Source organism: Shewanella sp. ULN5 (assembly GCF_030731885.1).
In the GTDB taxonomy this organism is placed as follows: Bacteria; Pseudomonadota; Gammaproteobacteria; order Enterobacterales; family Shewanellaceae; genus Shewanella; species Shewanella holmiensis.
Genome location: NZ_JAPJEE010000012.1, coordinates 28,191 through 45,635, shown reverse-complemented (window position 1 = coordinate 45,635; position 17,445 = coordinate 28,191). Strand labels below are relative to the sequence as shown.

The window sequence follows — 17,445 nt, the reverse complement described above, 5'->3', positions numbered from 1 at the left end:
CATTGCCAATACTCTAAAAGTACGAATATAAAGGCTCGACTCATCTATTAGTGAGAATGTTGGTATTTCTCACAGTGCACATAAAAAACAATAAGATAAATTGAAATGGTGTGTTAGATTAAATGCTGAAATGGATTTCAAACATTAACACTCAATAGGTATATCAACATGGATGTCGCTTCCTATCAATTCCAAGAACAGCGCAAGCACTGCCTTTCCAATATCGAACACTGGGACAACGCCTCAGCAGAGCAAAAAATCACATTATACAAACTACACAATTATGGCTATCGATTGCTCTTTATACGTAACACCCCTGAGGGTCCTTTAGCGGTTATATCTCAAGATAATGAAATTGCCGTTATCGATACTGATGGCACGCTAAATTTACAACATCAAATAAAACTGCGACACTGCCCTGCTGATTAAATAATGATAAAAAAGAGTGCAATTGCACTCTTTTTATCTGAACGTTAAAAATGTTAAGCCATTACCTGATTAAACACTTCCACATGGTGCGATTCAACCAGTTCTGGCATCACGTTATGAAAATAATCTTGAATAGCCTCTTTAGCGCAATGTTTATCAAATGCAGCGCGATCAACAAACTTTTCAACAAACGCAACTTTATTATCGTCATCAGCACTGACATTCAGCTCATATCGAATACAGCCTGGCTCTTGACGAGTATCTGCAATTAAACTGACCAGTGCAGCCACTAATGCATCACGCTTACCTGCTTTGGCAACAAATTGCGCCACACAAACTAACTGGGTATTATTGATAACATAATTCGACATTACTACTTCCTTAACATTGATACATCATATCGATATGGGGGATCCCATCTTCTAAATACACCTTGGAATGATTGATAAAGCCAAGACGTTGATAAAATTTTTGCAGATGTTCTTGAGCGCCAATTTGTACGCCCGCTTGAGGCCAGTTGGCCAAAGCTTTTTTTAATGCTTGTTGCATTAGTGGCTCTGCTAAGCCTTGTCCACGGTGACTTAATGCCACAACCACCCGACCAATACTGGCTTGAGGATAACTTACCCCTGGAGGCAATACTCGACAATAAGCGACAAGATGACCATCTCGATCCTGGGCCAGCATGTGCATCGCTTGTGGATGACGATCTTTTTCATCAAGTTCCGGGTAAGGACAATTTTGCTCTACTACAAACACATCCACCCGTAGTTTGAGTATTTCATAGAGTTCATCACGTGTTAGTTGGTCAAACTTCAATGTACGCCAAATCACTACTGACTCCTTTTATCCTATTAATTCAAGCGCATTGTAGCACTTCTTCTCACGTCACTGTCTATCGGCATAACGTCTGTTTTTCTATGCCAATGTGATAGCACATATTAAGCTAACCCTAGACTAAAATATTCTATCTTTACCCTAGCTCAAATTTATTAAATTAGTGCTACGCTGCTTTTACGAACTGGGTAAAACGAAAACCCTCTTTCTGTTTAAATTATTTCGTAACCGTAAACCCTTACATTTTTGGGAGTGCAACATGAGTAAAGAACGTAATAATTCTAAAGAAGCCAAAAAACAGCCACAACTGTCGTTAAAAGAAAAACGTGCAGCTAAACAAGCCAAAATGGCACCACAATCAAATATCGTCTCTAAAGCGAAATAAATTTCATTGCAAACGATATTGATAAGAAATACCGAGCCTAGCTCGGTATTTTTGTTTCTGCCTGCCGCACTTTATAACTGGGTCATCACTTTCATTCTGGCAGGTCGTTAATATCTTGATAATCTGCGATGATGCCCCAAGTCACTGCATTGAGATCTTAAATAAGATCAATAAAGTAAAAGTGACCTTATAAAACCTGCTTAATTAGACTGACTAAGCTAATCCCAATTGAAAATTAAACATAAAAAATGGGAGCTGATTAGGCTCCCATTTTATGTAGATTGTATATCTTAGTCTGCCTAAAGGGGCGCCAAAGATAGCTCAATCGCGGTAATTAACGTTCGAAGTTATGGAACTTCTCGATACCGAATGATTTACCTTCAGCATGACAAGTTGCACACGATTCACCCGTTGGTTGAGTAAACCAAGTGCCATCGTTGCCACTACCTTTCTCTGCACTAATCTCGCCACCATTTTGTTCCATATGGTTTAAGGCTTGTGCATCGTTATGACAAGCAAAACAGTTCGCCGTAATTGGGCTGGCCATTTTAGTTTGATCGCCATTGTTAAATGCTTTGGCTCGAATGTATTGATTAGGAATTGCATTTAAATCAACACCTTCAGCATGACACGATACACAATTGTCCGCATTTAAACTATCAGCTGAGTTAGCAATGTTATTACCATCCTCATCTTTTTTAGCACCTGAAAGTGCATTACCAATCCCCCAGTGCATACTGTGTACCATAGGGCCAAAGCCTGGTGCAGAGTTTTTAGCACTTCTGTCCTGACCATTGTTATGACAGGCTACACAGTCGACACCACCATCGTTATAAGCACCATTTTTATGGTAATTAGTTTCGCTGTTATGACAGGTTGTACAACTATCGTTGGTTACCGCAAGACGACGCTCATATGGCACTTCTTCACTGCTACTTTGGTTGATTGCATCTGAGTATGCAGTAAATGATAACGACTCTTTACCGTCATTATCTGTCCAACCATCATAGCTTAGCGAAATTCGTGCTGAAGCCATAATATCCGCAGCATCAAAACCTGCTGATGGCGATGGGAAACAATGCGTCCGCGTACCATCGGCATTATCGGTTTTAACTTCATCACTGCCATGGCCAGCAAAACGGCCAACGAGTGAGTTATTGAAGTAACCATGCAAATAAGCACCGGCATACACAATCGGAGTATCTGGATGATGACTGGTTAAATCATGGCTATAGTTATCACCAATATGCACAGGTGTTTTGGTCTCTCCATCAAGCTTAAATAACGCCATTGTGGTACACCAAACACCGTTTTCATCTTTAAACGGAACCGATGTTTCTGCAGAGTAACCGTTGCGCATTGCTTTTAAATTCGCTAAACCACTTTTCTTCGCATGGAAATCTCGTGCATCAAAATTAGTACTGGTTGCACTCATTACACGTTCAAACTTAGCGCCTTCAACACTATGACAATCAGAACAACCATTACCAGCAAGATTGGTATTCATCACAGGCTCGGCGTGACAGGTATAACAATTTACAGGAGTAAAATCTTTTTCAAATTTCTGGTGATTGATGTGACCCAACTTCTGCATGGTATTTTTAGCATAACCACCGGTATTTAACGATGAACCATCTTCAGCGATATCACGCGGGACATTGTTGTGACACACCATACAGCCACCAACGAAATCGACTTCACCTTCGGTATTTAATGCAACATATCCACTGTGGCGAATATCTGAAGTGGCATAATCAACATGACATGAATAACAGGTTTCTGTGGTTGTGGTGTGAGTCATCTCAGGTTTATCGATGATGATATAAGGTGATTTAGCAATGTCACCCCCACCAACTTGTAAACGGATCAAACCTTGGGTATCAGCTTGTACTGCTGCCATAGGCGCAACAAATTGATAATTGCCATTATCTAACATTTCCAAAGAAGCGCCTTCTGTTGGCTTATCACCGCCAGCTGTGGCATTGCCACCCACACTTCCATCACGGCTGCGCTGAATACCTTGTTCAGTCATAGCAGCAAGGTAAACAGAGGCATCTTTTAATCCAGCAATGGCTACGCCATCTTCGTTAGTAATCGCAAATTCAATGGTCAGTTTACCTTCTTCAACCATGTGGTTAATCATTTCTACATTGGTCACTGTAGACGTTTCCACGACAGGAGGTGTTGGTCCAGGACCTGGTTGTCCGGGTTCGCCAGGCTCTCCAGGTGCACCATCATTACCATCACTACCACATGCTGTAACCCCAATTGCTGTTGCTATAAGCAGTGCTATTTTGCACATATTTATATTTTTCATCATTCGCTCCAATATTATTATTATTAATACTACTTATTAGGTACAACCCGTATAGATAATAGACAGCATTAGTTGCCAGCAACGAGAGCAAAGTCACATAAAGTTTAGTGAGTCGAATTCAAATAATGGTTTTAAGGTAAATATCAGATATAGATCTTGTTTTTAACAAGCTAATATAACAAAAGCTAAATCAGTAAAGATTCAACCTTATAAAAAACATAAATATACACGATGATACAAGTGGGTGACCTTTGTTATAAATTGTTCGTCTTGATAAAAATACTGTCAATTTAATCGGAATATCTGACACTTTTAAGCAATAAAAAAGGCCTTAATGGCCTTTAATATGACGAACGTAAAATTTTAACATTGTCTATTCAAACTATGAGCAACAACTGGCATCTTTGCTTTTTTTCGGCAGTTTATCCCACAGGACTTTTACCATAAGAACAGCAAGTACAATTCCTGATATCGCAACCACGCTTTGAGGCAAAAGTTCATGATCTGGGCCAATTTGTGGGATAACTTCAAATCCGAAGGTGGCAACGAGGTAGTTCACCAACATCCCTGAAATCAACGCCACCCCAAGCACGCCTCCCAAATAGCCCACTAGCGCACGCCTTCCTAACTCTTTGCTTACCACTCCTAAAGTGGCAATATTAGTTGCAGGACCTGCCATCATAAACACCAACACAGCCCCTGGAGACACACCAGCAAGCAATAATCCGGCTGCAATTGGCGTGGAGGCAGTAGCGCAGATATACATAGGCACAGACACTAACACCATCACTAGCATCGCCAGAATGCCATCACCCCATTTAGCTAAGAAGTCACCAGGCACATAAGTTTGCACTAAAGCAGCAAAGAATAAACCGACCAACAACCATAGGGTTGTATCACGGACTAAATCAGTAGCGGCATAGTGCAAACCAGAACCAACCCTGCTTAAAATTGAGTTTTGCTTTAACGTTGTGGCCATATCATCGCTTGAGGCACAGCAACTTTCAGAGGAATCAGTCGCATTAAGCGTGACATTTGCTTGATTAGGCGATTGACTGCTACAGCAACTGGCTTTTGCCGATACTGCAGCATCAGTTTTAACCGGTGAAAATATGTGTTCTGAAGTCGTTGCGGTTTTACTGCAACAGCCCGATTTTTCTGGTGTTTTTTCGGCAGGAGTAGAACCACAACACGCTTTTTCCTGTGCCACATTCACCACAGGTTTATCTGTTACTGGCTTAAACGATTCAGCGTTCAGCGACTTGCCTTCCACCAAAGCAGGCTTAATCAACGAGCGAGTAGTATCGACAGGCTTAAAGTTCATCGTGGTTATCGCTTTAGGTTTAGCTGGCTGACTGGCACAACAGCTGCTGGTGTTTTCTGCTGCTACAACCGCTAGTTTATCTGCCGCCGGATGGCTTACTTGAACCTCTGCTTTGTCATGTTCGTCATCTCGTCCAACTAATAAGCCTGCGACAACAGCGCTGGTTATCGCCGCAATGGGGCGCACGATCGCCATAAAGGGACCCAGTAACACATAAGAGACGGTCACTGAATCTACACCCGTTTCAGGGGTTGACACTAAAAAGGAGGTTGTTGCCGCTTTTGATGCACCAGATCTGCGTAACCCTACCGCCGCAGGAATAACACCACAAGAACATAACGGTAACGGCGCACCTAATACCGCGGCTTTTAGTACAGTTTTAAACCCATGACCACCTAATTGCTTTTGCATCCATTCCATCGGTACAAATACTTTTAACAGGCCTGCCAAAACAAGCCCCAATAACAACCAGGGCGCGGACTCTAAAAACAAATGAATAAAGTTTTCAATTAACATAATAAAGTCTCCAACGACTTATTTTTTACAAGCCGTTTAGGGCTAGAACACAGATTAACTGGCAAGGCATCGCGTTACTTAACAGCATGATGATGGCCTTTATGTGAGGTCTCATTTTTGGCACTCAATTGTTTATCTTCAGACTCAAGCGCTTCTAAAATACTGCAATGTTCAGCACTATCGGGGCCGCCACAGCATGCGTTAGATAAACTTTGCAATGAGTTAGCAAACTGGGTTAACTCGGCAATTTTAGCAGTAACCTGCTCAAGTTTATTATCGACCATGCCTTTAACGTCAGCACAAGCCCAGTTGGCTTTATCCAGTTCGATAGATAACAGCTCAGATATTTCATTTAAGGTGAAGCCAACGGCTTTAGCCCGTAAAATAAAGCGTAGCCTTGATGCATCATCTTTTGTATACAGACGATAGCCAGATCCAGATCGGCTAGAGGGTGCTAACAAACCATGCTTTTCATAAAAACGTAAAGTATCAGCCTTGATATCGCATTGACTTGCTAACTCGCCGATTCGGTACATAACCATCCCGTTTTGGATAAGTAAATCACTTGAATATAAGCCTAGTATAAACCTTGGAGTTTAATCTAAGGTCAAGGGTTTTAATGCGTTTTATTTTATGACGCGTTGTTCGGATTTCAATATTGTGAAATCACGCAGAAAAAACACTCAAGCTCTATGGTTTACGGTAAAATACGCGCGCTTTAACAGCACTCATAATAATCACAAAAAACAGCTGCACATTTTGTTCAAATAATGAACCCGAGGAGCTTTGGCAAAACAGATTCACTTTTGGTGTTAAACAACAGCAAAACATTCGAATCTGATTTGCGAAAGATCCTTGAAATTAAATAGTGGACCCTGTACCTACATGAATACTGTCAGACCAATTCGTCGCGCGCTACTAAGCGTTTCAGATAAAACTGGAATCCTTGAATTTGCACAAGCTTTGCATGCTCAAGGTGTTGAACTGTTATCTACCGGAGGCACTGCTAAGTTGCTGGCCGATAACAATATCCCTGTCATGGAAGTTTCTGATTACACAGGTCACCCTGAGATCATGGATGGTCGTGTCAAAACATTGCACCCTAAAGTACACGGCGGCATTTTAGCCCGTCGTGGTATTGATGAGTTAGTGATGGAACAAAACGCCATCAAACCTATCGATTTAGTCGCGGTGAATTTATACCCTTTTGCAGCAACCGTTGCTAAAGAAGGTTGCACATTAGCTGACGCAGTTGAAAACATCGATATCGGTGGCCCAACAATGGTGCGCTCTACGGCTAAAAACCACAAAGACACGACTATCGTGGTTAACGCTAAAGATTACGCTCGCGTGATTGCTGAAATGCAAGCTAACAATGGTAGCACTACGCTTGAAACCCGTTTTGACTTAGCCATAGCCGCATTTGAACACACTGCTGCATATGATGGCATGATCGCCAATTACTTCGGTACTATGGTTCCTGCGCATAGTAAAGATGAGTGTCACGAAGATTCAAGCTTCCCACGTACATTCAATACTCAGCTGATTAAAAAGCAAGATTTACGTTACGGCGAAAACAGCCATCAAAAAGCGGCGTTTTATGTTGATGCCCATATTGATGAAGCCTCAGTTGCCAGTGCGACTCAGCTTCAAGGTAAAGCATTGTCTTACAACAACATCGCCGATACCGATGCGGCACTTGAGTGCGTAAAAGAGTTTGAAGGCCCTGCCTGTGTCATTGTTAAGCATGCTAACCCTTGTGGTGTCGCATTAGGTACTAGCTTATTAGAAGCATATGATCGCGCCTTTAAAACTGACCCAACATCGGCATTTGGTGGAATCATTGCCTTTAACCAAGAGTTAGATGCAGATACTGCTAAAGCGATAGTAGACCGTCAATTTGTTGAAGTGATTATCGCGCCAAAAATTAGCCAAGCTGCCCGTGATATTGTTGCCACTAAAGCTAACGTGCGTTTATTAGAGTGCGGTGAGTGGAACACTAGAACCACGACTCAAGATTACAAGCGTGTTAATGGTGGCTTGCTGGTTCAAGATCGCGATCAAGGCATGGTCAATGTGGAAGACGTCAAAGTGGTATCAAAACGTCAACCAACAGCAAAAGAGTTAACCGATTTAATGTTCTGCTGGAAAGTGGCTAAGTTTGTTAAATCAAATGCGATTGTTTACGCCAAAGATGGCATGACCATAGGTGTAGGCGCGGGTCAAATGAGCCGCGTGTACTCAGCCAAAGTTGCTGGCATTAAAGCGGCTGACGAAGGCTTAGTGGTTGAAGGTTCAGTTATGGCATCGGATGCTTTCTTCCCGTTCCGTGACGGTATCGATGCAGCAGCAGCAGCTGGCATTAGCTGTATTATTCAGCCAGGCGGTTCAATCCGTGATGAAGAAATCATCGCCGCAGCTGATGAACACGGGATTGCTATGGTGTTCACCGGAATGCGTCACTTCCGTCACTAATTACCGTTAGAATAGAGCAGCCATCTTTGGCTGCTTTTTTCGTTTAAGCACAGAATTATTTTTAATATTTGAGGAATGAATTAATGAGAGTCCTTGTTATTGGTGGCGGCGGACGCGAGCACGCGTTAGCTTGGAAAGCAGCTCAATCAGCACAAGTTGAAACTGTATTTGTTGCTCCAGGTAATGCGGGCACATCACTAGAGCCAAAATTAGAAAACGTTGCAATTAACGTTGAAGAGATCAGCGCATTAGTTGAGTTTGCTCAAACAAACAAAATTGAACTCACCATTGTTGGCCCAGAAGTGCCTTTATCATTAGGTGTTGTTGATGCTTTTAACTCTGCGGGTTTACCTATTTTTGGTCCAACCCAAGGCGCTGCTCAACTTGAGTCTTCAAAAGCGTTCACCAAAGACTTTTTAGCGCGTCACAATATTCCAACAGCTGATTACGCTAACTTCACTGAAATAGCCCCTGCCAAAACTTACGCGGCAGAGTTAACCGCTAAAACGGGTTTTCCTGTTGTGATTAAAGCCGATGGTTTAGCCGCTGGTAAAGGGGTCATTATTGCTGCAAACCAAGCTGAAGCCGATGCCGCCATCGAAGACATGCTAGCCGGCAACAAGTTTGGTGATGCAGGTTCACGCGTGGTTATCGAAGAGTTTTTAAAAGGCGAAGAAGCCAGCTTTATCGTTATGGTAGATGGCAAAAACATCTTGGCCATGGCCACCAGCCAAGACCACAAAGCCCGTGATAACGGTGATTACGGTCCAAACACTGGCGGTATGGGGGCATACTCACCCGCTCCTGTTGTGACCCAAGCCGTTCACGACTGGACTATTGCTAATGTAATTCGCCCTACGGTAGATGGTATGGCCGCTGAAGGTAACGTTTACACTGGCTTTTTATACGCTGGTTTGATGATTTCACCTGATGGCAGTGCAAAGGTGCTTGAGTACAATTGCCGTTTTGGTGATCCTGAAACCCAACCGATTATGATGCGCCTGCAATCTGACATCGTTGAGCTATGTTTAGCCGCCACCCGTGGTGAGTTAGATACGGTTACTGCCGAATTTGATGCACGTCCTGCTGTTGGGGTGGTATTGGCAGCTGGCGGTTATCCTGATGCTTACCGTAAGCATGATGTTATTGATGGTTTATCTCTTGGTGATAGCAATGCCAAAGTATTCCATGCTGGCACAGAAATGAAAGACGGTCATGTGGTCACAAATGGCGGTCGAGTGTTATGTGCGACGGCATTAGGTCACACAGTAACCGAAGCACAAAAAGCGGCTTACGCTTTAGTCGATGCTATCCATTGGGATGATGTCTACTTCCGTACCGATATTGCCTACCGTGCGATTGCACGTGAGCAAGGTAAAGCTTAAACCACTAGGCATTCATTAAGGGGTTAGCCATTTGGTCATCAACCCCGTTGACTCATAAAAAATCCCTGTGATAGTGATATCACAGGGATTTTTTTAAGCTCGCAGTGTGGAGGCTATAACACTATTATCGTAGCGCCTATCACTTATCAGCCTGAGGCGTAGGTGGTTCTTTGACAAGCGGCACAGCGACATGTTTGGTTAAATTTAATATCAATGCACCCACTAAAATGGCGATAGCAATTGATAGCAAGCGTAAAAACTCTGCCGACAAAGAAGCCGTACCTTGATGCTTGATTACTTGGTAAGTCAGCACCACAAAATTAGTAAACATTAACTGATATATGCTGGAGCGACATTGACTACGAATGGCATAACAGGCTAGTTGAAAAGCGCAAAAAACCGTCACACCAATTAACATCCATGTCGACACACCAAACATAAACAAAAACATCACTGGCAATGTAAAACAAATACCTAGCACTGTGGTGATAATTTTATTTTGGCTATAAGTGCGATGATCATCAGCAATCGGGATCATAATCATGCTGCTAATGGTTATGGTGATCAGCATCGTTTGCGTACTGCCTATACCCATTAACACCACCATAACCAAGCACATGGCTGTTGCTTTGAACATGATCAGGCCAATATTGGTTTGTGCGCCCTCTTTACTCGTTTCGTCCATTAAAATATCTTTTTGATCACCAGGGAAAAGTAAGAAACTGATATAGGTAACCACAATGGCAATAACAAAGTCTTTAAACATCAACCAGGGTAGGACATCTATCTGAGCGCCCATTTGAAAATTCATCACGGTCATAATAATAACCACTATGAGTGTCAAAGTGGCAATGATATCTTTAGGATCATTATGACTGCGGTAATAACTCCAAAAAAATAATGACCAACAAAACAAGGCGTATCCGGTGGGCGTGTCTTGTAATACCTCGCCAATAAATACCAAGACAAAACTCACAAACAACAATACCAACAGTAATTTTAACAACAAATTTAACGGGGGCTTGGATGGCATCAAGGTTAAAAAGATAACCGTAAATATCGGTGCCAAAATGGCCATCGAAGCCCCACTGTGTTGTAAATAAAACAACAAAAGGACTGGAAAAACAGCCAGTCGTATTATCGGATTAGCAGCGCTACGAAACATAAGTCCATATACTCACAACACGTATCCAAAGTTTTGCTAATAATTCACCAAAGCTGCTTTGCTCGGTAAAAAATGCCACGGTTGCCTGTGAGCCATATCGAATGTTTTTTGGTACATCTTCATTCTCAAACACGATATTGACAGGATAACGCTGTGCTTTCATTGACTGCGTATCAGCGGTTAAAAACCCCGTGTTTTGGTCAATATTATTACTGCCTCCGGTTCCCCAACCTATGCTATCAACTCTGGCATGAAGCACACGACCAGGTAGCGCATCGAGTACCACTTCAACTGACTGGCCTACGCGAATGTGTTCCAGCGAGTTTTCTCTCACTAATGCTGAAATCCATACACCTCGAGGATCGATAAACGTTAAGATAGGCGTGCCAACGCTGGCTTTTTGCCCCACGGTTAACTGTAAATTGGTTACGATCCCTTTTGAAGGGGCGAGCACTTCTGTGCGCTGTAAGTCTAACTGTGCTTTTTCAAGGTTGGCCATAGCAGCAAGAAGTTGTGGGTTATTCTCACCTTCTGGACCTAAGTTTTGTTTTGCCTGTACTAAAGAGGCTTCAGCAGCTTCATAACTGGCTTGAGTTCTATCACGCGACTCGATTGCGTTATCTAAATCGGCTTTACTTAATACACCCTGGCCGGCCAACTCCATCACCCGCACATACTGTTCTTTTGCATTGTTACGCGCGGCAATGGCATCAACCACTTTCGCCTGCGCTACCGCAACCGCAGCAGTATTCGCACCAATGCCTTGACCTGCAATCGTTAAATTAGCCTGTGCTGACTGTAATGCAATTTCATAGTTTCGCGGATCGATTTTAAATAGCACACTCCCCGCTTCAACCACCTGATTATTTTTTACATTCACCTCAACCACGTTGCCGGTGACTTCACTGGCAACACGAACAAGGTAAGAGTGTACTCTTGCCTCAGCTGTCATTGGTGTAACGCGATCAGCCCATAGGCTATATAACCAAATAAATAGGATAACGCCGATGATATAAAAACTAAGTTTGCGAGATGACTTTTCCGCGGCCGACATGTCACTACTCTCTTATTGTATTGATGAAGATGATTCTAACAAAAATCATACTAAGTGAAAGAAATGAATGTTAAATACCTGGTTTTCAACAAGCCTATTTAAGCTCAATGACAAAAATATCGAATATTCCCAACAGAATATTCATAAAACGTCGATGTTTTATATAAAAAATAATTCAGCTCAAGCAATATGGCTTGCATACTTAGGCAGCAAATTCTCACTATTCAGCATAAATACCAACTTTACTGAAAACTTTAATCAATACCAGTACCAACACTTCACTTTGATTTAACGCCAAACCGCTTCAACATTGGTTTTAGGCTCGACTTTGCTGCGTGACCTGTGTCACGATAAAGCCAGGTAACAAGTTAGTAACAAGCTAACGCGGCTAGTGTAAAACAGCTTATAACTCCCCCGAATGAGTTTATAAACCCACATAACACATCACTACCTGTTGACTATAAATATAATAATAAATTATCAAAGGGATCTACTTATGCCAGACTCTCAGCACAAGCAACCTAGTTTGCTTGACGCACTTATTCCTGTGTTTGCTCTTATCATTATGCTTGCCGCTGCGGTATACCTTTTCTCATCTGATAGTTCATCTGGTGCAAACCAAATTGCGTTAGTGTTAGCAGCCTGTATTGCCATGGTCATTGGCTATAAAAATGGTTACAGCTGGAATCAAATGGAGCGCGGTATTATAAAAAGTATCGGCGTTGCAACTGGGGCACTATTGATTCTGTTTAGCGTTGGCTCACTTATCGGCACCTGGATTCTAGCGGGAACCGTGCCAACCATGATTTATTACGGCATGCAGATACTCAATCCACAATATTTTTACAGTGCATGTTGTGTATTGTGTGCAGTAGTGGCTTTAAGTATTGGTAGCTCTTGGACAGTCGCGGGAACCTTAGGCATTGCACTTATTGGTATATCATCGGCTATGGGGTTGGATGTTAATATCACCGCGGGTGCGATTATCAGCGGCGCCTACTTTGGTGACAAAATGTCGCCGATGTCTGATACCACTAACTTAGCCCCTGCCGTTGCCGGAACTGATATTTTCAGCCATATTAAGCACATGACTTGGACTACTGTCCCCAGCATTACTATTGCGCTTATTGGCTTTACTTTTTTAGGATTAACCGCAGAAGCCACTCCTGTAGAAAATCAATTAGCTGATAGTTTAGCCTTGCTTGAGCGTACATTTGATCCCGGCATTCACTTGCTGTTTCCGTTACTTGTGGTTTTGTATCTTGCCAATCGAAAAATGCCTGCGTTTCCAACGGTAATTTTAGGCACCTTGGCCGGTGCTGTTTGTGCGGCTATTTTTCAATACGATAACGTACTGGCTTACGTGCACGATGATGCTATAACGCCATTGCTAGCCTTAGTGAAAGGGATCTGGATTGCCATGTTTGATGGCTATGTGGCCAACACTGGAGATGAAGTTCTAGATAACTTATTAAGCCGTGGCGGCATGAGCAGCATGGTAACGACTGTGTGGTTAATTCTGTGCGCGATGGCATTTGGCGGTGTGATGGAAGTAACCGGATTGTTAGGGCGTATTCTACAAAGTATTTTAACCTTAGTAACAGGCACCTCTAGTTTGATCATCACCACTTTGGGAGTGTGCATTGGCGCCAACGTGATCACTGCAGATCAATATATTGCGATTGTATTGCCAGGTCGCATGCTAAAAATGGAATACACCAACAGAAAACTTGCCGCCGTTAATTTAAGCCGTGCCCTTGAAGATTCTGCCACTGTTACCAGCCCACTAGTGCCATGGAATACCTGCGGTGCTTTTATGGCCAGCACATTGGGCGTAGCAACCGTGGCGTATTTGCCCTATGCATTCTTTAACTTAGTTTGCCCATTTGTGAGTGCTTCTTATGCCTACTTCAACTTCAAAATTGAGCCATTGGATGAAAGCCAAATACATGATGGCAGTGTAGTCGGTTAACCCCCATGAACTGTACCGATACAATTGGATGATAAACCGCTTTAACCAAAGCGGTCTTTCATCCAGCCATAATGATAATAACCCCATTGGCCTAGCCGTTTCACTTGTCCAAAAGGCAGCATGCTTGAAGGGTGCGAAGGTAAAGGCTGACGATATAAAGGCAAATTAGGTGATGCAACACCAGCCATACTTTGGGCCAGCCGATAAGCCGCCTGGCTGCTAAAAGAGACTCCCGCACCACAATAACCTAAGCTGTAACCCACACCATTTTCAGCAAACACATGTGGCATATCATCAAACGATGCTGCTATCCAGCCGGTCCAGTTATAGGCAATGGCTTTGTGTTTTAATGCAGGAAAGCATTTATCTAAGGCCATTTTTAGCCTTTGACCATACACAGGGTTAGCACTGTCTTTGCCCCATACCGCACCGCGGCCACCAAACAACAAGCGGTTATCAGGCAATAAGCGGTAGTAATATTTTAATATGCGGGTATCCATGGTGACTTGCGAAGTATAAATGCCCGCTTGCTGTAATTCATCGGCGGTAAGTTGCTCAGTCACAATGACATTACTGAGTATAGGCAAATATTTGTTATCGATAATTGGCGAGAATTTTTTTGGCGTATAAGCATTACCGGCACAAATCACCTTATTGGCAGTCAGCTCACCGGACTCAGTTATCAAACGATGTTTCCCCCCCTCTTGCTGCCATGTAAGCACGCAAGATTGCTCTGATATCGACACGTTAGCTTGCTGTACCATCTGCTTATAACCCAGTAATAATTTTAATGGGTTAATCCCAAAACCATCATTTAACCTTAATGCACCAAAAGCTTGCTGGTGATTCATGTATTGGTCACAAAAAGTGTTACGGTCAATAAACTCAGCACCATCCCCAAAATGTTGTTGAATAAATCCCGCTGCTGCTTGCAGTTGTGCGAGCGCTTTTGGGTTATGGGCCACTTTTAAGTAACCTGTATCTTGCACATCACAGCTAATTTGATGCTGTTTAATTAACCCTGATACGCGCGCGACCGCCTCAGTAAACTCAGCATAAATACCTTTGGCAGTATCAATATCCCAACGCTGTGCCATAGCGCTGTACCCTAGACGCCCAGAACCTTTTAACACAAACCCAGCATTACGAGCACTGGCACCAAAACCAACCTGATTGGCTTCAAGCACGTGGCAATCAATATTAAATTCAGTTGCTAGATAATACGCGGTTAATAATCCCGTATAGCCGCCACCAATAATAGCCACATCGGTTTGCTGAGTGCCTTTTAGTGCGGCATTGGGTTTTGGCAATTTAATGGTACTCGCCCAATAACTAGTGGGTTGTGGCTGACCCTTAGGCGTCTTATTAACAAGCGGATCATAAGGTTTCATATTGTTTTTCATCAAAACACCAATAACATTTCACAGGCGACACAGTGACAATCAACGCCACATAGCACGCAGATATAATCCTCTCCCATATGTCGTTGATGCCAACGTTGAGGGTGTTGCTTAATCAATTTCCCACCCGCTTTGGTAAAATAGCGTACCGCGGCATTATTAGGGCTTTGTTGCCACAAATGACTCACGCCCGCTTTAGCGCCTTGTGCCATAACGGCTTCTTTAGAGGCTTGTAAAAGTTGTCCGCCTAATCCTTTGCCTCGGCCATGCTCAGCAATGGTATTGGATTTAAAGTAACACACATCATCAAAGTCGAAACCCCATTGCTCGACTGTGCACCATTGGTCCTGTTGCCATTTACCTGCGGCATAGGTTAATCGAAAACCCAATAATGATGCATTTTCAATGGCTACAAAGTTGGCATTAATACCATTTTTTATGCCTTTGTGATAAATGGCTGTCAGTTCGTCCATATCCATATAACCCTGACCGTGTACTTGTTCACCTAATGCCAGTACCGCTTTAAAATCATCTGGTTGTAACGTTCTTATCATATTTTTTATTCTTTTTTTAATACCAAGAAAAATCATTTTTATTCATCTGCAGGCTCAATTTAGTATAACAAAATAACCTGAACCTAACGATGTTAAACTTTTGTGATAATTTAGCGATAACCCAGTGAACTCCCTTTGTAATACTAGCTGTAATTAAACAAAAGGAGCTCGGTTATGAAACGTACATTAGTTAACGCTAGCCTACTAGCAGCAGGTTTATTGAGTTTATCAACCCAAGCCGCAGACATTGAAGTCAGTGTCACCAACCTTACCCATGGTAATCACTTTACGCCACTGTTCATCGCCGCTCATACCAGCGACAGTCATTTATTTCACGTCGGTGAAATGGCGTCGCCAGCATTACAAAAAATGGCAGAAGGCGGTGACATTGCCGACCTTGATACAGCCGTTACAGGCACAAATGGTGTCACCTCAGCTAACCCAGCCATGGGGTTACTTGCGGCAGGAGCCAGCGTTAATGATGTCATGCTAGATACCGCTGATAACACTCATCTTTCTATTGTTGCAATGGTACTGCCAACCAACGATGCATTTATCGGTTTAGACAGTTGGAAAATTCCAACTGAAGCAGGTACTTACACAGTTTATATTAATGCCTATGATGCAGGCACAGAAGCCAATGACGAAATCATTAATGGCGGCGGCATGTCAGGTGTAGCAGGTATTCCGGCAGCTCCCGGTGGTAACGGCGGCGCTAATGGTACTGGCGTGATGGACGGTGCAGATAACATGTACGTCCATACTCACCCTGGCGTATTAGGCGATACCGATCCTGCAGGCGGGCCCAGCGATTTAGACAGCCGCATTCACCGCTGGTTAAACCCTGTGGCGAAAGTTGTGGTCACAGTAAAATAGGAGGTAAAACATGAAAACCACCGACATTAAACTTAAACCCAGCTTACTTGCCTTATTTGTGGTATCGACATTACTCAGTGGTTGTGGAGACGACGATGAAGTTGTTGTCACACCCGAGCCAACACCACCGGCAGTGGTTATGCAAACGTATACAGTAACAGTGACAAACTTAACGGCGAATCAACCCATGTCGCCAGTGATTGTCGCATCGCACAGTGCAGACGCTATGCTGTGGCAAGCTGGTGAAGCGGCAAGCCTTGCCATTGAAAAAATGGCTGAAGGCGGCGATACCGCAGATATAGCTGCACTAGAAGCTGTCACTAATAGCGTAAATGGTGCTGGCATGTTGATGCCAGGCATGACTGAAACCCTCACGTTAACGTTAGCCGAAGCTGACGTCGCAAACCTCAGTTTGGTAACCATGTTGGTGAATACTAATGATGCCTTTACAGGGGTCAATGGTGTCAACATTGCAGGAATGGCTGTTGATATGCCAACAATGATGAAATACATGGCCTACGATGCGGGCACAGAAGCCAATACAGAAGCTAAAGGTAGTATGCCTGGACCTGCTGATGTCGGAGAAGGCTTTAATGCTGCCCGAGATGATGTAGATTTTGTGCATATTCATCCCGGCGTTATCAGCCAATATGATGGTTTAGCTGACTCTGTCCTTATGCCTTCGCATCGTTTTGATAATCCGGTCCTTGCTGTAACCATTACGCGCACTGAATAAAATTTCAGCAGGAATGAAAT

16 protein-coding genes are annotated in these 17,445 nt (G+C 43.1%); 7 read left to right on the top strand and 9 right to left on the bottom strand.

Features of this window, described 5'->3' with window-relative positions; all coding sequences use genetic code 11:
* The first annotated feature begins 168 nt into the window (after window positions 1–168).
* Entirely contained in the window at window positions 169–429 is a 261-nt protein-coding gene (locus tag ORI98_RS12365) for a hypothetical protein (protein ID WP_261298415.1), read from the top strand.
* A 53-nt stretch (window positions 430–482) separates the two neighbouring features.
* On the opposite strand, the gene ORI98_RS12360 is transcribed toward ORI98_RS12365, so the two are convergent.
* Together ORI98_RS12360 and ORI98_RS12355 are read right to left on the bottom strand one after the other, a co-directional pair.
* Window positions 483–800, bottom strand: a complete 318-nt coding sequence (locus ORI98_RS12360) for a putative quinol monooxygenase (protein ID WP_261298414.1) — start codon at window positions 798–800, stop codon at window positions 483–485.
* A 10-nt stretch (window positions 801–810) separates the two neighbouring features.
* Complete coding sequence (locus tag ORI98_RS12355; protein ID WP_306135414.1) at window positions 811–1,263, bottom strand: GNAT family N-acetyltransferase; 453 nt, start codon at window positions 1,261–1,263, stop codon at window positions 811–813.
* 262 nt (window positions 1,264–1,525) lie between these two features.
* Here ORI98_RS12355 and ORI98_RS12350 point away from each other — a divergent pair, with 262 nt between their 5' ends.
* Window positions 1,526–1,651, top strand: a complete 126-nt coding sequence (locus tag ORI98_RS12350) for a hypothetical protein (RefSeq protein WP_306135413.1) — start codon at window positions 1,526–1,528, stop codon at window positions 1,649–1,651.
* Window positions 1,652–1,985: 334 nt separating this feature from the next.
* Here ORI98_RS12350 and ORI98_RS12345 read toward each other — a convergent pair whose 3' ends face one another.
* The 3 genes from ORI98_RS12345 to zntR all read right to left on the bottom strand — a co-directional run bounded on the left by ORI98_RS12345 (window position 1,986) and on the right by zntR (window position 6,344).
* Window positions 1,986–3,968, bottom strand: a complete 1,983-nt coding sequence (locus tag ORI98_RS12345) for a cytochrome c3 family protein (RefSeq protein WP_306135412.1) — start codon at window positions 3,966–3,968, stop codon at window positions 1,986–1,988.
* A gap of 382 nt (window positions 3,969–4,350) precedes the next feature.
* The gene (locus ORI98_RS12340; RefSeq protein WP_306135411.1) at window positions 4,351–5,808 is read right to left on the bottom strand and encodes an SO_0444 family Cu/Zn efflux transporter; all 1,458 of its coding nucleotides are present in this window, start codon (window positions 5,806–5,808) and stop codon (window positions 4,351–4,353) included.
* 74 nt (window positions 5,809–5,882) lie between these two features.
* Complete coding sequence (zntR, locus tag ORI98_RS12335) at window positions 5,883–6,344, bottom strand: Zn(2+)-responsive transcriptional regulator (RefSeq protein WP_261298410.1); 462 nt, start codon at window positions 6,342–6,344, stop codon at window positions 5,883–5,885.
* A 349-nt stretch (window positions 6,345–6,693) separates the two neighbouring features.
* Between zntR and purH the strand changes: the two genes are divergently transcribed.
* Complete coding sequence (gene purH / locus ORI98_RS12330) at window positions 6,694–8,283, top strand: bifunctional phosphoribosylaminoimidazolecarboxamide formyltransferase/IMP cyclohydrolase (RefSeq protein ID WP_306135408.1); 1,590 nt, start codon at window positions 6,694–6,696, stop codon at window positions 8,281–8,283.
* An 83-nt stretch (window positions 8,284–8,366) separates the two neighbouring features.
* Entirely contained in the window at window positions 8,367–9,668 is a 1,302-nt protein-coding gene (gene purD / locus ORI98_RS12325; RefSeq protein WP_306135407.1) for a phosphoribosylamine--glycine ligase, read from the top strand.
* A gap of 139 nt (window positions 9,669–9,807) precedes the next feature.
* Here the strand turns inward: purD and ORI98_RS12320 are convergent, their stop codons facing one another.
* Both ORI98_RS12320 and ORI98_RS12315 read right to left on the bottom strand, forming a co-directional pair.
* Window positions 9,808–10,833, bottom strand: a complete 1,026-nt coding sequence (locus ORI98_RS12320) for a DUF2955 domain-containing protein (RefSeq protein WP_261298407.1) — start codon at window positions 10,831–10,833, stop codon at window positions 9,808–9,810.
* Window positions 10,823–11,887: an HlyD family secretion protein gene (locus ORI98_RS12315; protein WP_261298406.1), complete on the bottom strand. Its 1,065-nt coding sequence runs from the start codon at window positions 11,885–11,887 to the stop codon at window positions 10,823–10,825. The genes ORI98_RS12320 and ORI98_RS12315 overlap by 11 nt, the downstream gene beginning before the upstream one ends.
* 496 nt (window positions 11,888–12,383) lie before the next feature.
* On the opposite strand from ORI98_RS12315, the gene nhaC reads away from it, so the two are divergent.
* Window positions 12,384–13,859, top strand: a complete 1,476-nt coding sequence (gene nhaC, locus ORI98_RS12310) for a Na+/H+ antiporter NhaC (protein WP_261298405.1) — start codon at window positions 12,384–12,386, stop codon at window positions 13,857–13,859.
* A gap of 41 nt (window positions 13,860–13,900) precedes the next feature.
* Here nhaC and ORI98_RS12305 read toward each other — a convergent pair whose 3' ends face one another.
* Together ORI98_RS12305 and ORI98_RS12300 are read right to left on the bottom strand one after the other, a co-directional pair.
* Entirely contained in the window at window positions 13,901–15,262 is a 1,362-nt protein-coding gene (locus tag ORI98_RS12305) for an FAD-binding oxidoreductase (RefSeq protein WP_306135406.1), read from the bottom strand.
* Entirely contained in the window at window positions 15,262–15,813 is a 552-nt protein-coding gene (locus tag ORI98_RS12300; RefSeq protein ID WP_306135405.1) for a GNAT family N-acetyltransferase, read from the bottom strand. Before ORI98_RS12300 ends, ORI98_RS12305 begins: the two co-directional genes overlap by 1 nt.
* Before the next feature lie 174 nt (window positions 15,814–15,987).
* Here ORI98_RS12300 and ORI98_RS12295 point away from each other — a divergent pair, with 174 nt between their 5' ends.
* Both ORI98_RS12295 and ORI98_RS12290 read left to right on the top strand, forming a co-directional pair.
* Entirely contained in the window at window positions 15,988–16,689 is a 702-nt protein-coding gene (locus ORI98_RS12295; RefSeq protein ID WP_261298402.1) for a spondin domain-containing protein, read from the top strand.
* A 10-nt stretch (window positions 16,690–16,699) separates the two neighbouring features.
* Window positions 16,700–17,425 carry a spondin domain-containing protein gene (locus tag ORI98_RS12290; RefSeq protein WP_306135403.1) on the top strand — a complete coding sequence of 242 codons (726 nt, stop codon included), beginning with the start codon at window positions 16,700–16,702 and terminating at the stop codon, window positions 17,423–17,425.
* The last annotated feature ends 20 nt before the right edge of the window (window positions 17,426–17,445 follow it).

Bases quoted from the DNA above. Each gene is read 5' to 3' on its own strand.
- ORI98_RS12365 (WP_261298415.1), top strand. From the start codon at position 169: ATGGATGTCGCTTCCTATCAATTCCAAGAACAGCGCAAGCACTGCCTT.
- ORI98_RS12360 (WP_261298414.1), bottom strand. From the start codon at position 800: ATGTCGAATTATGTTATCAATAATACCCAGTTAGTTTGTGTGGCGCAA.
- ORI98_RS12350 (WP_306135413.1), top strand. From the start codon at position 1,526: ATGAGTAAAGAACGTAATAATTCTAAAGAAGCCAAAAAACAGCCACAA.
- ORI98_RS12345 (WP_306135412.1), bottom strand. From the start codon at position 3,968: ATGAAAAATATAAATATGTGCAAAATAGCACTGCTTATAGCAACAGCA.
- ORI98_RS12340 (WP_306135411.1), bottom strand. From the start codon at position 5,808: ATGTTAATTGAAAACTTTATTCATTTGTTTTTAGAGTCCGCGCCCTGG.
- zntR (WP_261298410.1), bottom strand. From the start codon at position 6,344: ATGTACCGAATCGGCGAGTTAGCAAGTCAATGCGATATCAAGGCTGAT.
- purH (WP_306135408.1), top strand. From the start codon at position 6,694: ATGAATACTGTCAGACCAATTCGTCGCGCGCTACTAAGCGTTTCAGAT.
- purD (WP_306135407.1), top strand. From the start codon at position 8,367: ATGAGAGTCCTTGTTATTGGTGGCGGCGGACGCGAGCACGCGTTAGCT.
- ORI98_RS12320 (WP_261298407.1), bottom strand. From the start codon at position 10,833: ATGTTTCGTAGCGCTGCTAATCCGATAATACGACTGGCTGTTTTTCCA.
- ORI98_RS12315 (WP_261298406.1), bottom strand. From the start codon at position 11,887: ATGTCGGCCGCGGAAAAGTCATCTCGCAAACTTAGTTTTTATATCATC.
- nhaC (WP_261298405.1), top strand. From the start codon at position 12,384: ATGCCAGACTCTCAGCACAAGCAACCTAGTTTGCTTGACGCACTTATT.
- ORI98_RS12305 (WP_306135406.1), bottom strand. From the start codon at position 15,262: ATGAAAAACAATATGAAACCTTATGATCCGCTTGTTAATAAGACGCCT.
- ORI98_RS12300 (WP_306135405.1), bottom strand. From the start codon at position 15,813: ATGATAAGAACGTTACAACCAGATGATTTTAAAGCGGTACTGGCATTA.
- ORI98_RS12295 (WP_261298402.1), top strand. From the start codon at position 15,988: ATGAAACGTACATTAGTTAACGCTAGCCTACTAGCAGCAGGTTTATTG.
- ORI98_RS12290 (WP_306135403.1), top strand. From the start codon at position 16,700: ATGAAAACCACCGACATTAAACTTAAACCCAGCTTACTTGCCTTATTT.